Source organism: Novosphingobium sp. MMS21-SN21R (assembly GCF_031846015.1).
In the GTDB taxonomy this organism is placed as follows: domain Bacteria; phylum Pseudomonadota; class Alphaproteobacteria; order Sphingomonadales; family Sphingomonadaceae; genus Novosphingobium.
This window is the reverse complement of record NZ_JAVRDU010000001.1, coordinates 1,757,095-1,770,877: the sequence shown is the minus strand read 5'-3', so window position 1 is coordinate 1,770,877 and position 13,783 is coordinate 1,757,095. Positions and strand designations below refer to the sequence as shown.

At 63.5% G+C, this 13,783-nt stretch carries 11 protein-coding genes and 1 tRNA gene; 7 read left to right on the top strand and 5 right to left on the bottom strand.

Annotation, left to right across the window (positions count from 1 at the left end; all coding sequences use genetic code 11):
* Position 1 precedes the first annotated feature (1 nt).
* From RM192_RS08540 to thyA, 3 genes are all read right to left on the bottom strand, one after another.
* Positions 2–1,057, bottom strand: a complete 1,056-nt coding sequence (locus RM192_RS08540) for an alpha-ketoacid dehydrogenase subunit beta (protein WP_311507115.1) — start codon at positions 1,055–1,057, stop codon at positions 2–4.
* Positions 1,054–2,337, bottom strand: a complete 1,284-nt coding sequence (locus RM192_RS08535; protein ID WP_311507114.1) for a 3-methyl-2-oxobutanoate dehydrogenase (2-methylpropanoyl-transferring) subunit alpha — start codon at positions 2,335–2,337, stop codon at positions 1,054–1,056. The genes RM192_RS08540 and RM192_RS08535 overlap by 4 nt, the downstream gene beginning before the upstream one ends.
* Before the next feature lie 129 nt (positions 2,338–2,466).
* Positions 2,467–3,411 (bottom strand): thymidylate synthase, encoded by a 945-nt coding sequence (gene thyA, locus RM192_RS08530; RefSeq protein WP_311507113.1) that lies wholly within the window; start codon positions 3,409–3,411, stop codon positions 2,467–2,469.
* Between the two features lie 139 nt (positions 3,412–3,550).
* Between thyA and RM192_RS08525 the strand changes: the two genes are divergently transcribed.
* The 3 genes from RM192_RS08525 (at position 3,551) to RM192_RS08515 (ending at position 4,967) form a co-directional block, all read left to right on the top strand.
* Positions 3,551–3,627: transfer RNA gene (locus RM192_RS08525), tRNA-Pro, on the top strand.
* 95 nt (positions 3,628–3,722) lie between these two features.
* Positions 3,723–4,232, top strand: coding sequence for a hemerythrin domain-containing protein (locus RM192_RS08520; RefSeq protein ID WP_311507112.1), 510 nt, complete (start codon positions 3,723–3,725; stop codon positions 4,230–4,232).
* Positions 4,233–4,394: 162 nt separating this feature from the next.
* A complete protein-coding gene (locus RM192_RS08515) occupies positions 4,395–4,967 on the top strand; it encodes a hypothetical protein (protein WP_311507111.1) in 573 nt (190 codons plus the stop codon).
* 68 nt (positions 4,968–5,035) lie between these two features.
* On the opposite strand, the gene recG is transcribed toward RM192_RS08515, so the two are convergent.
* On the bottom strand, positions 5,036–7,093 hold the full coding sequence (gene recG / locus RM192_RS08510; protein WP_311507110.1) for an ATP-dependent DNA helicase RecG: 2,058 nt from the start codon (positions 7,091–7,093) through the stop codon (positions 5,036–5,038).
* A 35-nt stretch (positions 7,094–7,128) separates the two neighbouring features.
* On the opposite strand from recG, the gene RM192_RS08505 reads away from it, so the two are divergent.
* The 3 genes from RM192_RS08505 (at position 7,129) to mfd (ending at position 11,553) form a co-directional block, all read left to right on the top strand.
* Positions 7,129–7,641 carry a host attachment protein gene (locus tag RM192_RS08505; protein ID WP_311507109.1) on the top strand — a complete coding sequence of 171 codons (513 nt, stop codon included), beginning with the start codon at positions 7,129–7,131 and terminating at the stop codon, positions 7,639–7,641.
* Positions 7,642–7,746: 105 nt separating this feature from the next.
* Positions 7,747–8,028 (top strand): succinate dehydrogenase assembly factor 2, encoded by a 282-nt coding sequence (locus tag RM192_RS08500; protein WP_311507108.1) that lies wholly within the window; start codon positions 7,747–7,749, stop codon positions 8,026–8,028.
* 30 nt (positions 8,029–8,058) lie between these two features.
* Positions 8,059–11,553, top strand: a complete 3,495-nt coding sequence (gene mfd, locus RM192_RS08495; protein ID WP_311507107.1) for a transcription-repair coupling factor — start codon at positions 8,059–8,061, stop codon at positions 11,551–11,553.
* Here mfd and RM192_RS08490 read toward each other — a convergent pair.
* Complete coding sequence (locus RM192_RS08490) at positions 11,550–12,836, bottom strand: bifunctional diguanylate cyclase/phosphodiesterase (RefSeq protein WP_311507106.1); 1,287 nt, start codon at positions 12,834–12,836, stop codon at positions 11,550–11,552. The genes mfd and RM192_RS08490 overlap by 4 nt on opposite strands.
* A gap of 150 nt (positions 12,837–12,986) precedes the next feature.
* On the opposite strand from RM192_RS08490, the gene RM192_RS08485 reads away from it, so the two are divergent.
* A complete protein-coding gene (locus tag RM192_RS08485; RefSeq protein ID WP_311507105.1) occupies positions 12,987–13,766 on the top strand; it encodes an NAD kinase in 780 nt (259 codons plus the stop codon).
* The last annotated feature ends 17 nt before the right edge of the window (positions 13,767–13,783 follow it).

The window sequence follows — 13,783 nt, the reverse complement described above, 5'->3', positions numbered from 1 at the left end:
TTCAGGCTTTCGTCAGACGGTCGATGGCCTCGCCGATGCGGACCGGGCCGGGGAAATAGGCCCATTCGAGGCTATGCGGATAAGGCGTGTCGAAGCCTGTCACGCGCTCGATCGGGGCTTCGAGGTGGTAGAAGCAGCGCTCCTGCACCAGCGCGGACAATTCCGCGCCGAAGCCTGACGTGCGTGTTGCTTCGTGGACAATCAGGCATTTGCCGGTCTTTTCCACCGACTTCTCCACAGTCTCGATGTCGAGCGGAACGAGCGTGCGCAAGTCGATGATTTCGGCATCGACGCCCTTTTCTGCGCAGACGGCAGCGGCGACGTGGACCATCGTGCCGTAAGCCAGAACGGTGAAAGCGTTGCCCGGACGAACGATGCGCGCCTTGCCCAGCGGGATAGAGTAGTAACCTTCGGGCACCACGCTGTCGGCGTGGCGGGACCACGGCTCGACCGGCTTATCATAGTAACCGTTGAACGGGCCGTTGTAGATGCGCTTGGGTTCGAAGAAGATCACCGGATCGTTGTCCTCGATCGCGGCGATCAGCAGGCCCTTGGCATCGTGCGGGTTGCTTGGCACCACGGTCTTGAGGCCTGCGACATGCGTGAACATCGCCTCGGGGCTCTGACTGTGGGTCTGGCCTCCAAAGATGCCGCCGCCAAATGGTGAGCGTACGGTCATCGGCGCAATGAATTCCCCCGCCGAGCGGTAGCGCAAGCGCGCCGCTTCCGACACGAGTTGGTCAAGGCCGGGATAGATGTAGTCGGCAAACTGAATTTCGGGCACGGGGCGCAGGCCATAAGCGCCCATACCCACCGCCACGCCGATGATGCCGCATTCGCTGATGGGCGTATCGAACACGCGGGTCTTGCCGTGCTTCTTCTGCAGACCGGCGGTGGCGCGGAACACGCCGCCGAAATAGCCGACATCCTCGCCCATCACGACGACGTTGGGGTCGCGCTCCATCATGATGTCGAGCGCGTCGTTGATCGCCTCGATCATGTTGAGACGGCGGGTCGGAGCCTCGGAAAGGCTGACCGGGGATTCTTCGTAGGTCATGCGTCTTTCCATTCGGGCCACTTTATCCTGCGTTCGCGGATTGCCTGCTCGCTCTGTTCCTTGAGGTTCCACGGCAATTCCTCGAAGACGTCCTCGAACATGGTGTGGAACGGATGGTGCAGACCGTGGCCAAGGATGCCGTTCTTCTCGGCTTCCTTGGTGGCGGACTTGACCTGATCGACCAGTTCGCGGTCCATTGCGGCTTGCTGTTCTTCAGACCATTCCCCGAGCGCAATCAGGTGCTGCTTCAGGCGATTGATGGGATCGCCGAGCGGCCATTCCTCACGCTCCTGCGCCGAACGGTACTGCGCCGGATCGTCCGAAGTGGAGTGCCCCTCGGCGCGATAAGTGAAATGTTCGATTAAAGTGGGGCCAGCGTTCGAACGGGCGCGGTTGGCGGCCCATTCGGTCGCGGCATAGACCGCAAGCGGATCGTTGCCGTCCACGCGGATGCCGGCAATGCCATAGCCGATGGCACGGGCGGCAAAAGTGGCGCGTTCCGCTCCTGCAAAGCCGGAGAAGCTGGAAATGGCCCACTGGTTGTTGACGACATTGAAGATGACCGGAGCGTTGTAGACGGCCGCGAACGTCATCGCCGAGTGGAAATCACCTTCGGCAGTCGAACCTTCGCCGATCCAGGTGGCGGCGATGCGGGTGTCGCCCTTTATCGCGCTGGCCATCGCCCAGCCCACGGCTTGCGGATACTGCGTGGCGAGATTGCCCGAGATGGTGAAGAAGCCGTAGTCGCGTGCTGAATACATGATCGGCAGCTGACGGCCCTTCAGCTTGTCGGCGCGGTTCGAATAGATCTGGTTGATCATCTCGACCAGCGGATAGCCGCGCGAAATCAAGATGCCCTGCTGGCGGTAGCTGGGGAACACCATGTCATCAGCGGCAAGCGCCATGGCGGGCGCGACCGAGGTCGCCTCTTCGCCAGTGCATTTCATGTAGAAGCTGGTCTTGCCCTGCCGCTGACCGCGATACATGCGGTCATCGAACGCCCGGGTCAGCGCCATGGTGCGCAACATGCGGCGCAAGGTTTCGGCGTCCAGCTTCGGGTCCCACGGTCCGACCGCGCGATGATCTTCGCCCAGCACGCGGACGAGATCGAGACAGAGCGGGTGCGTGTCGGACGCAGTGCACTGCTCGTCAGGGCGGGCTTGCGCGCCTGCCGGCGGGATCTGGATATGCGAATAGTCGACAACGTCGCCGGGCCGAAATTTCGGCTCGGGGACGTGGAGCGACAGCGGCGGCAGGTTGCCGCGCGACTTTGCCGTCATGACTTGAACGCCTGCATCTGATGACTCTCCCGCGCCTCCCGCATCGGTTCATACCCGAAAGCGATACGACGCATTATTCTAGACACGTGTTATTTTATTTCACGCGCCTTTCCGAGTCAATCAGGGAGATCAGACGGCCACGGGAGCACTCAACTGGCCCTGGGGGACATATCCACTCACCTCGAAATCCTCGATCCGGTAGCCGAAGATACTATCGGGCCGCCGCGTGATAGCAAGGCGCGGATCGCCATCCGGTTCCCGCGCAAGCTGCGCCTCCACCAGATCGGCGTGATTAAGATAAAGGTGGGTATCGCCACCCATCCAAACCAGTTCGCCTGGTTCCAGATCGCATTGCTGCGCCAGCAAACGCATGAACAGCGCAGCTCCCCACAGATTGAATGGAAGGCCGAGCGCTACGTCGCAGCTGCGTTGGTAGAGCAGTCCGTTCAGTCGATTCCCGCTGACGTGGAACTGATAGGTCTTGTGGCACGGCGGCAGCGCCATCTGGTCAAGCTCCGCCACGTTCCAGCCCTCGACGATATGGCGGCGGCTGCCGGGATTGGTGCGCAGCGATTGCACTACGTCGGCGACCTGATTCACGCCCTGTGCGCGCTGGCGAAAAAGCCCCTCGCCCGCTGGTTCATAAACCGGCCAATCAACCCATTGCTTGCCATAGACCGGGCCGAGGTCGCCCCACTCCGCAGCAAAGTCCGCGTCCTCAACGATCCGCGCGGAAAAGGCCTCGCGCGAAATCGCCTCGCCGGTGGCCTTGCGATACTTGTCGAGCGGCCAGTCGGTCCAGATCTGCACGCCCTGCTGGCACAGCTTGCGGATGTTGGTGTCGCCAGTGAGGAACCACAGGAATTCACGCGTGGCGGTTTTCCAGAACACCCGCTTGGTAGTGAGCAGCGGCATCCGGCCATCAGACAGATCGAACCGCAACTGCGCGCCGAATACAGAGCGCGTGCCGACGCCGGTCCGGTCGGTCCGTTCGTCACCCTCGTTCCAGATGCGGCGCATGAGATCGAGGTATTGCCATTCGTGATGGCGGCCGGAATCGATAACGGTGGACATGGTTTGCTTCTATCCGTCCACGCGCAATCGCGCAAAAAATGGGCTGTGAAAAAACTTGCGGCTGCCCGCTTGCCAGTGCGGGAACCGCCCCGTATAGGGCGCCCCTGCCTTGCTGCCGGGTAACCGGCGGCGGATCGGTCGGGGAATAGCTCAGCCTGGTAGAGCACTGTCTTCGGGAGGCAGGGGCCGGAGGTTCGAATCCTCTTTCCCCGACCAACATCCACCTCTGACAAGGTATTCAAGGCCGCTGGCGGGAACGTCGGCGGCCTTTGTGGTTTCAGCCTGCACGCAACTCGTGCCGGAGTGTTCCCATGTCCCACACCTACAAAGACGCCATCGCCAAGCTCGAAGCCGATCACGACCGGATCGAAGCCCTGTTCGAAAAGGTGAACAAGGCCGATGGCGCGGAAAAACGCCGCCTTGGCGTGCAGGTGGCCAATCTCGTCAAGATCCACATGCTGCTGGAGGAAGAGTTTCTCTATTCTGCCCTGCGCGGCAAAGGCGACGACGACAAGATCACTGAAGGCCTAGTCGAGCACGACACCGGCAAACTGCTGATCAATGACGTGCTTTCGCCCGGCACCGACGCGGATTCGTTTGGTCCTAAACTGCAGGTCCTTGGCGAGCAGATGGAGCACCATCACAAGGAAGAGGAGCAGAAAACCAAAGGCGTATTCGATCAAGCGCGCCGGGCCGACATCGATCTGGTGGCGATGCTGGACGAGATGCTGGACCGCGAGAAGGAATTGCGCGAACTCGTCAAGGAAGACGACCTTCCCGCGTCAGACATGAACTTCGTCGATGCCGAGGAGAGCACCTGAAGGTTGGTGGCGACGAAGCGAATATTCGCGGCCGGTGAACCGTTTTCGTGGTTCAACCAGCCGCGATTAGAGGCGCATTCATCGCAACCCACATGGTATTGAACGAACCTGCATCCCATTGTTGTTGAACGAATTCAGACAACAACAACAAGGATCGCAATCGTGAACAGGACTCTCGGATTTCTCATTGCCTGTACGGCACCGCTCGCATTCACCGCGACCGTTGCGGCTGCTCAGGATCAAGCCTCGCCTGCCCCTGCAGCAACCGCCGGCGCGACAGCATCCATCACTGCCGGCGCCACCGTCTATGACGCAGCCGGCATGGAGGTGGGCACCATCAAAAGCGTCGATGCCACGAACTTCGTGATCGACACCGGAAAGAACACCGCGACCATGGCGCTGACCACGCTCAGCGCAGGACCAAAAGGCCCAGTGCTGGGTCTGACCCGCGAGCAGTTGGATGCAGCAGCCGAGAAGGCGGGTGCCGACGCTGCAGCGGCCCTTTCGGCATCGCTCGTTGCCGGGACTGAAGTCCGCGCATCTGATGGCGCAACCGTGCTTGGCAAGGTCGGCGAAGTCACCGAAACCGACTTCGTGCTCGATACAGGCAAGGCCCGGGTGAAACTGCCCAAGACGTCTGTGGCCAAGGGTGACAGCGGCCTCGTTATCGGCATGACCGCAGAGCAATTTTCCGACGCCACAAAGAGTGCGTCAGGCAAGAAGGGTAGCAAGTAAGTTCCACAAGTAGGTTCCAGGGAGCGGGCGGCGCGTTTTCCCCCTTTTCGCGCCGCCCTGCCCTCTCATTATCCGCCTCGCAAAAGCTGAACGCCCCAGTCGCGCTCGAACAGATAGAGCAGAAGCCGCGCCGCTTCCCCGCGGGGCGACGACAGCCCGCCATCTCGCTCCATGAGCAACCGAGCGTCGTCGTGCGCCAGTGGCAACAACCGGGCGATCTGCTCAAAATCAGCGACCTTGAACGGCGTGTCCCCTGACTGACGGGTGCCGAGCAGTTCACCGCCTCCGCGCAACCGCAAATCCTCTTCGGCAAGGCGAAACCCGTCCTGCGTTTCGCGCATCAGGGCAAGGCGCTCCCGCCCGGTTTCAGACAGAGCCTCACCGCGCAGGAGCAGGCACGTCGATTGCTGGCTGCCCCGTCCCACCCGCCCGCGCAACTGGTGAAGCTGGGCCAGGCCGAACCGCTCGGCCTGCTCGATCACCATCAGCGTGGCATTGGGCACATCGACGCCCACCTCGATCACTGTCGTGGCGACGAGCACCTTGGCCTCCCCGCGCGAGAATTGCTCCATTGCGGCATCCTTGGCCTCAGGCCGCATCTGGCCGTGGACCATGACCACGGTATCGCCAAACCGCTCCTTCAGCGCCGCGTGGCGTGCTTCGGCGGCGGCAATATCCTCGGTCTCGAGCTCCCGCACCATCGGACAGACCCAATAGGCCTGAGCGCCCTTGGCAATATGGCGTCCGATACCGTCGACAACATCGCCCATCCGCTCGATTGCTATCACCCGCGTATCGATCGCCTGCCGTCCCGGCGGCATCTCATCGAGCCGCGAGACGTCCATCTCGCCGTACTGCGCCAGCGTCAGCGTGCGCGGGATCGGCGTTGCCGTCATGGCGAGGCAATGCGGCGTACGCTTCGCTTTCTGCGTCAGCATCAGGCGTTGGCCGACACCGAAGCGGTGCTGCTCGTCAATCACCACCAGGGCGAGATTGCGGTAGGCAACCGTGTCCTGAAAGATCGCGTGGGTGCCGACGCATATGTCGATGCTGCCGTCGATCAGCCCCATCAGGATCGATTCGCGCGCCCTGCCTTTGTCGCGCCCGGTGAGCAGCGTGATGGTCACGCCAGTCCCTGCGGCCATACGGGTCAGCGTTTCGGCGTGCTGCCGAGCGAGAATTTCCGTGGGCGCAAGCAGCGCCGCCTGGCAGCCAGCCTCCACTGCGATCAGCATGGCATGGAGCGCGACGGCAGTCTTCCCCGAGCCGACATCACCCTGCAGCAGGCGCAGCATCGGCGCGCCTTGCGCCACATCTCCTTCAATTTCGGCAATCGAACGCGTTTGCGCGCCGGTCAGCGCGAACGGCAGGTTGAGCTTGGCGCGCAAATGCCCGTCGCCGTGGAGCGGCGTCCCCTGCCTGCTGCGATTGCTCTCACGCACCAGCATGAGCGCGAGGCTGTTAGCGAGCAGCTCGTCATAGGCGAGACGGTCGCGCGCCAGCACATTCTGGGCCTTGTGCGCCAGCGGCAGCGCCTCGTGCCAGCGCGGCCAGTCCATCTTGGCAGCTAACCCCGGTTCGATCCATTCGGGAAGCTGCGGCAGACCGGCAAGCGCCTGCTGCACCAACGCCTGCACGCGCCCCTGCGTAAGGCCTTCGGACAGCGGGTAGACCGGCTCGTTCAGCTGGCCCAGCATCCCGGCGCTGTCTTCGCTGACATGGTCGGGGTGGACGATCTGCCAGGTCTGTCCGAACTGATCGAGCCTCCCCGCCACCCAGCGTCTTTCGCCGAGCGGCAGCTGCTTCTTGCCCGAATAGGCGGCGCGCCCGAAATAGGTGATCGCCACGTAGTTGCCCGCCGCATCCTCGGCCATCACCCGGAACGGCCCGCGCCCGGCGGATTGTTTGTAGTCACGCGCGGTCAGCGCAATCACGATCTGCTCGCCGACGCCCGCTTCATCAAGATTGCCGACCGCGCGGCGCGCCACAAAGCGGTCGGGCAGGTGGTAGGCGAGATCCTTGGCCCGGGTCAGCCCCAGCTTCTCCAACGGACGCGCCAGCCCCGGCCCCACACCTTTGAGGCTGCCGGATTCGGCAAACAGCGGATTGAGCACATCGGGACGCATCGCGCGGACATAGGCGGAACAAGGCGGTTTCGCCAATGGCAGCACGCGCGAAATTCACGGCAATTTTGACCGAGCGCATGGAAGGTGGTGCCAAGTCTGCGCTTCATCCGTTCAGCCAGAACGTAAAACAGGAGTCTGATACGATGTTGATCCCCCATGGTGCCGTCATTGCCCTTGTCGATGGCGAGGACTGGCAGATCCTGCGCAACGGCGGCACCGAAGCAGAGCCGGAACTGACCGTGTTGCCCACCCCGGAACTGGCCGAGACAAACCACGGTTCGGGCGGTCGTCATCAGATCAGCTCGGCCAACCCGTCCGGCAACCAGCGCGACGAAGACGCCCATGCCGCCGCAGTTGGCGAATGGCTGAACCGGCAGGTGCAGGACCACAAGATCGAAAAGCTCGTGGTGATCGCGCCGCCGCGCACCTTGGGCGAACTGCGCCATCACTACAGCAAGGCCGTGCAGAACGCCGTGATCGGCGAACTGGCGAAGGACTTCATGGACCGGCAGCCTGCGCAGATCCTGGCGGCGCTGCGGAGCAAGTAGGCGGATGGCTCAACGAAAGGTATCTCGGCGCGAGCGCCGGGATGCCTTTTCGTGTGGGTCATGTCGCCTTGTTTCCGCGCCCGGAAACGCCTAACGGCTTGTGCCATGACCGCCGCTGCACCTTTCGATCCCGCCTACATGCGCCGCATCCACTTCCGTGCGTGGCATCGCGGCACGCGCGAGGCCGATTACATGATCGGCTGCTTCTTCGACCGTTTCCACGCTCAGTGGTCCGCTGCCGAAGTGACGTGGTTCGAAGAACTGATCGAGGAAGACGACGTCGAGATCATGGCTTGGGCGCTCGGCACGCAGGACGTGCCCGACAAATACCAGGGCGCAATGATGGACGCCATGCGCAAGCTGGATTACGTCGAAATTCCGCGCTGAATCCGATCCTCGCGCGTTAGACCGTCCGCCATGCCCGATCTCAATCGCATCCTTTCGGCCACAACGCCGCTCACCTTGTCTTCGGTCGCGCGTGGCGCGCAGCCGCTTGTGCTGGCCGACCTTGCGCGCGCCGCAAGGGGCCGCGCGGTGTTCATCGCTCCCGACGAGGCGGCGATGCGGTCGATTGTCGATGGCGCGCCGTTCTTTGCGCCCGATCTTGAGGTCATCGAATTTCCCGCTTGGGACTGCCTGCCGTTCGACCGTGCCTCACCCGCGCTGTCGGTCAGCGCGCGCCGTCTGGCTGCATTGCAGAAGCTGCAGCACAAGCAGACCGGGCCGCAACTGCTGGTCACCACGATCAACGCCGTGCTGCAGCGCGTGCTCACGCCATTCCGTATCCGCGAATCCACCCGCCTGCTTTCGCCGGGCGCGGAAATCGGCCGCGAAAGCCTGATCGCTCTGCTCCAGCGGCAGGGCTATTCGCGCACAGATACGGTGGTCGACGCGGGCGAATACGCGGTGCGCGGGTCGGTGTTCGACATCTTCCCGTCCGGGCTCGATCACGGGCTGCGCCTCGATTTCTTCGGGGATGAACTGGAAACGCTGCGGCTGTTCGATCCGAACACGCAGCGCTCGGTGCAGCCGGTCGAGACGCATTTGCTGCTGCCTGCCAGCGAAGCGCTGCTCGATGAAGACAGCATCAAACGGTTCCGCAGCCGCTACCGCGAGCAGTTCGGCGCCAATGCCACCGGCGATCCGCTCTATCAGGCGATCAGCGATGGTCGGCGTCTGGCGGGCATGGAGCACTGGCTCCCGTTGTTCGAAGACCGGCTGGTCACGCTGTTCGACCATCTGGGCGAGGACGACCTCGTCCTGATCGACGGTTCGGCGGCCAAGGCAACCGAGCAGCGCATTGCCGACATTATCGACTACCACCAGTCGCGGCTCGACAGTTCATCGAAGGCACCGGGCAGCTATCGCCCGCTCTCCGAAACCGCACTGTATCTTTCGCGCGACGAGATCGACCGTGCGCTGCTGGGCTGGCCGGTCCACCGCACCACACTGTTTGCCGAGCCGGAATCAAAACAGGTCATCGATTTCGCGTTCGCCTCTGCGCACGATTTCACGCCAGAACGCGCGGCTGCGACCAGCGGCGGCACGAACATCTACGAAGCGGCGTCGAAGTACCTCGCCGCGCTTGGCACGCGCGGCCTCAAGCCTATCATCGCGGCCTACAGTGCCGGCTCGCGCTCGCGCCTTGCATCGCTTCTCGCAGAAGCGGGCAAGGTCGTGCCTCTCATGGCCGACACCTGGCAGGAAGCGCTGGGCCTCGCCGCAACGGGCAAGCCGGTCGCGGTGGTGCTGCCGCTCGATCAGGGCTTTGCCAACGCCGAACTCGAACTGCTGACCGAGCAGGACATTCTGGGCGACCGGCTGGTCCGGCGAAAAAAGAAGCGCAAGAGTGCAGACGCGTTCCTCGCCGAACTGTCTGCGCTGACGCCGGGCGACCTTGTGGTCCACATGGACCACGGCATTGGCCGCTATGTCGGGCTTGAGGCAATCGCTGTGGGCGACAGCCCGCACGATTGCGTGCAGCTCGAATATGCAGGCGGCGACAAGCTTTACATCCCGGTTGAAAATCTCGACGTGCTTTCGCGCTATGGCTCGGATGCCGAGGGCGTCGGACTGGACAAGCTCGGCGGCGAGGCATGGCAACGGCGCAAGGCGCGGATGCGCGAGCGCATTCTGGAGATGGCGGGCCAGCTCATGGCCACCGCCGCACACCGCGCACTGCGCGAGGGCGTGATCCTCCCGGTCGACCCTGCCAGCTACGGCCCCTTCGTCGACCGTTTCCCGTGGGAAGAAACCGACGATCAGGAACGCGCGATCGACGATGTGCTGTCAGACATGGCGGGCGGCAAGCCGATGGACCGGCTTGTCTGCGGCGATGTCGGCTTCGGCAAGACCGAGGTCGCTCTCCGCGCGGCATTCGTGGCGGCCATGGCGGGGATGCAGGTGGCGGTCGTGGCGCCGACCACACTACTCGCGCGCCAGCATTTCACCAATTTCGTCGAGCGCTTCAAGGGCTTCCCCCTGAACATAGGGCGGCTTTCGCGGCTGGTGCCTGCAAAGGAAGCGGCGGAAACCAAGGCTGGCCTTGCTGCAGGCACGATGGACATCGTCATCGGCACTCATGCCCTCCTCGCCAAGAGCATCGAGTTCAAGCGGCTCGGCCTCGTCGTCGTGGACGAGGAACAGCGCTTCGGCGTGACCCATAAGGAAAAGCTCAAGGAGCTGAAGGCCGACGTCCACGTCCTGACGCTGACCGCGACGCCGATCCCGCGCACGCTGCAGATGGCAATGTCGGGCTTGCGCGAACTGTCCACCATCCAGACCCCGCCGGTCGATCGCCTTGCCACCCGCACGTATGTGATGCCGTGGGACGACATGGTCATGCGCGAGGCGCTGCTACGCGAACACCAGCGCGGCGGGCAGAGCTTCATCATCGTGCCGCGCATTGCCGACATGGCCGATCTGGAGGACTGGCTGCGCCTGAACGTGCCCGAAGTCCGCTTCGTCACGGCACATGGCCAGATGAGCCCGACCGAGGTCGAGGACCGCATGGGCGCATTCTACGAGAAGAAGTACGAGGTGCTACTGTCGACCACCATCGTGGAAAGCGGCATCGACATTCCTTCGGCCAACACCATCGTCATTCACCGCGCCGACCGGTTCGGCCTTGCCCAACTTTACCAGCTGCGCGGGCGCGTCGGGCGCGGCAAGATCCGCGCCTATGCCTACCTCACCCATTCAGAGAACACCGCACTGTCCGAAGTCGCGGAAAAGCGGCTCAAGGTGCTGGGCGATCTCGACAGCCTCGGTGCAGGCTTCCAACTCGCCAGCCATGATCTCGACTTGCGCGGCGCGGGCAACCTGCTGGGCGACGAGCAATCGGGCCACATCAAGGAAGTGGGCTTCGAACTTTACCAATCGATGCTCGAAGACGCGATCCTTGCCGCCAAGGCAGGCGACATCAGCCTCGCGCGCGAACGCAATGCGCTCAGCCCCCAGATCACGGTCGACGCCCCGATCATGATTCCGGAGGAATACGTCCCCGATCTCGCGGTGCGCATGGCGCTGTACCGCCGCATGAGTGAGGCCGAAGGCGCGGACGCTGTGGAGGCACTGGCCGCCGAAATGATCGACCGCTTCGGCCCGCTCCCGCAGCCGACCCAGAACCTGCTGCGCCTGATCGAGATCAAGCGCCAGGCGATCGAGGCCAACATCGCCAAGATCGATGTCGGTGCAAAGGGCGCACTGGTCAGCTTCCATCAGGACAGCTTCCCCGATCCGATGGGCCTGATCGGCTATGTCGAACGGCTCAACGGCATCGCCAAGTTGCGCCCGGACAACAAGCTGGTCATCACCCGCGCATGGGGCACGCCGGAAGGGCGCCTGAACGGTCTGGTGCAAATGACCAAAGGCCTGTCGGCCATCGCCCGACGCGCGAGGAAAGCGGCCTAACCGAGCATTTCGGTGATGGCGTCGGCCGGCAGCGGCCCGGCCCGCAGAAAGCCCTGGAACGTGTCGCAGTTCTCTTGCGCCAGAATGGCCAACTGGCTTTCGCGTTCGATCCCCTCGACCACCACTTTCAGCCCCAACGCTCGCGCCATTGCGACAATCGCCCGCAGGATCGCGCGGTCACGGGGGTCATGGTCAATATCGCGGACGAGCGAGGCATCGAGCTTGAGCGTGTCCACAGGCAAGGCCTTGAGCGTACGGAAATTGGCGTAGCCGGTGCCGAAGTCATCAAGCGCGATGCGAACGCCCAGACTGGCGAGTTCGCTGAGCATCTCCGCCGACCGCGCAAAGTCGGCAACGAGAGCGTGTTCGGTAACCTCGAGCGTCAACATGGTCGGCAGGAACCCGGAATCCGTCAGCAGTTGCCGAAAGCCGTCCGCAAACCGGTCATCGCCCAGATCCTCGGCTGTGACGTTGAGTGACAACGGCAAGGCAGGTTGCCACTCCGCCGCAATCGTCAAGGCACGGCGCGCGATATGCCGCGATAGCTGCGCGATGTGATCCCCCCGCTCGGCTATGGCAAAGAGCGTTTCCGCACCTATCCGCCCCAGTTGCGGGTGATCCCACCGGGCCAGAGCCTCGACGCCTGCCAACGTCCCGCTGGACACGGCGTACTGCGGCTGGAACACCAGACCGATTTCGTCCCGCGCCATCGCGCCGATGAGGTCAGCTTCGAGCCTTGCCGCACTTCGCCCACGTGCGCGGTGGGCACCATCGGCCCAGAGCACTCGCCGCCCGCTTTGCTGCTGGAGCGAGGAGAGCGCCTGATCGAGACGGTCGAGCAAGGCCGCGCCTGTCTCGTCCGGCTGACCGCGCAGCAATGCCGTGCGGGGCGCAAGGTGCAGCACGTCGCCATGCATGGTCAGCGCCCGGGCCACGCTGCGGCCAAGCGCCTCGGCCAGCCACTGCCACCGCTCGCGGCTGGTCGCGCCTGCACTGGCAACGAGGAAATCGCCGCCACCGATCCGCGCGACGAAAGCGTCGGGACCGATCTCCGCGCTCGCAAAATCACGGACTCGCCGGGCTATCTCGGCAAGTGCCAAATCGCCGCCCGCGCGTCCATACGCCAGATTGACGGAACGGAAGCGGTGCAATCCGACCAACATGGCATGGACGAAACCACCCTGCCCGGCGCGGCCCAGCCACGCGGCTGCATCGGCTGCACCGGGCAAACCGGTGAGACGATCCCTGCCATCGGAGGGTATCGTGGAAGAGGAAGCTGGCAAGCCCATCCGACCTGCCATAGCGCGGCAACCCTTGCCAAAGCGTTCCGGAAATGGCGCCTCGTCTTCGTCCCTCGTGCTTTTGTGCATTGCGCCCACCCCTCGCCCCCCATATCTGCCGCAACACAGAGTTTTCCCGAGAGGCCAAACGACATGCCGGAATTTGCCCGCCTCGCCTTGCTCGCCTCGCCCACCGACCGGGCGCAGGAAGCCTGCGAAGCCTTGCGCAAGGGCCGCGAATGGGTTTCGCTCGAAGACGCCCAGGCTGCCGTGGTCATCGGCGGCGACGGGTTCATGCTGCAGACCCTGCACGCGATGATCGACACCGACCACATCATCCCCGCCTTTGGCCTGAACCTCGGCACCGTCGGCTTCCTGATGAACAAGTATCGATCAAGCCGCTCCATTGACGAGCGTCTGGCCAAGGCCACCCGCATCGCGATCTCGCCCTTGCGCATGACCGCCACCACCAACACCGGTGAAGTGCAATCGGTTTGCGCGATCAACGAAGTGTCGCTGCTGCGCGAAACCCGCCAGACCGCCAAGCTTGAGGTCAGCGTCAACGGCAAGGTGCGCATGCCCGAACTCGCGTGCGATGGCGTGCTGGTGGCAACGCCTGCAGGATCGACTGCCTACAACCTTTCAGCCAATGGCCCGATCCTGCCGCTGTCGTCGAACATGTTGGCACTCACCCCGATCAGCCCGTTCCGGCCCCGACGCTGGCGCGGTGCGATCCTGCCAGACACCTATGAGATCGTATTCAAGGCGCTCGAATCGGTGAAGCGCCCGGTGCTGGTCGTCGCCGACCAGAAGGAAGTGCGTGACGTGAAGGAAGTGCGCGTGAAGGCCTGGCCCGAGCACCGGCTAACGCTGATGTTCGACCGTGGGCAGAGCCTCGAAGACCGCATCTTCGCCGAGCAGTTCATGGTCTGAGGAAAATTTGAAAACAG

What these genes read in the sequence shown, in the direction of transcription:
- RM192_RS08540 (WP_311507115.1), bottom strand. Translation starts at nt 1,057, where the DNA reads ATGACCTACGAAGAATCCCCGGTCAGCCTTTCCGAGGCTCCGACCCGC.
- RM192_RS08535 (WP_311507114.1), bottom strand. Translation starts at nt 2,337, where the DNA reads ATGACGGCAAAGTCGCGCGGCAACCTGCCGCCGCTGTCGCTCCACGTC.
- thyA (WP_311507113.1), bottom strand. Translation starts at nt 3,411, where the DNA reads ATGTCCACCGTTATCGATTCCGGCCGCCATCACGAATGGCAATACCTC.
- RM192_RS08520 (WP_311507112.1), top strand. Translation starts at nt 3,723, where the DNA reads ATGTCCCACACCTACAAAGACGCCATCGCCAAGCTCGAAGCCGATCAC.
- recG (WP_311507110.1), bottom strand. Translation starts at nt 7,093, where the DNA reads ATGCGTCCCGATGTGCTCAATCCGCTGTTTGCCGAATCCGGCAGCCTC.
- RM192_RS08505 (WP_311507109.1), top strand. Translation starts at nt 7,129, where the DNA reads ATGGCAGCACGCGCGAAATTCACGGCAATTTTGACCGAGCGCATGGAA.
- RM192_RS08500 (WP_311507108.1), top strand. Translation starts at nt 7,747, where the DNA reads ATGACCGCCGCTGCACCTTTCGATCCCGCCTACATGCGCCGCATCCAC.
- mfd (WP_311507107.1), top strand. Translation starts at nt 8,059, where the DNA reads ATGCCCGATCTCAATCGCATCCTTTCGGCCACAACGCCGCTCACCTTG.
- RM192_RS08485 (WP_311507105.1), top strand. Translation starts at nt 12,987, where the DNA reads ATGCCGGAATTTGCCCGCCTCGCCTTGCTCGCCTCGCCCACCGACCGG.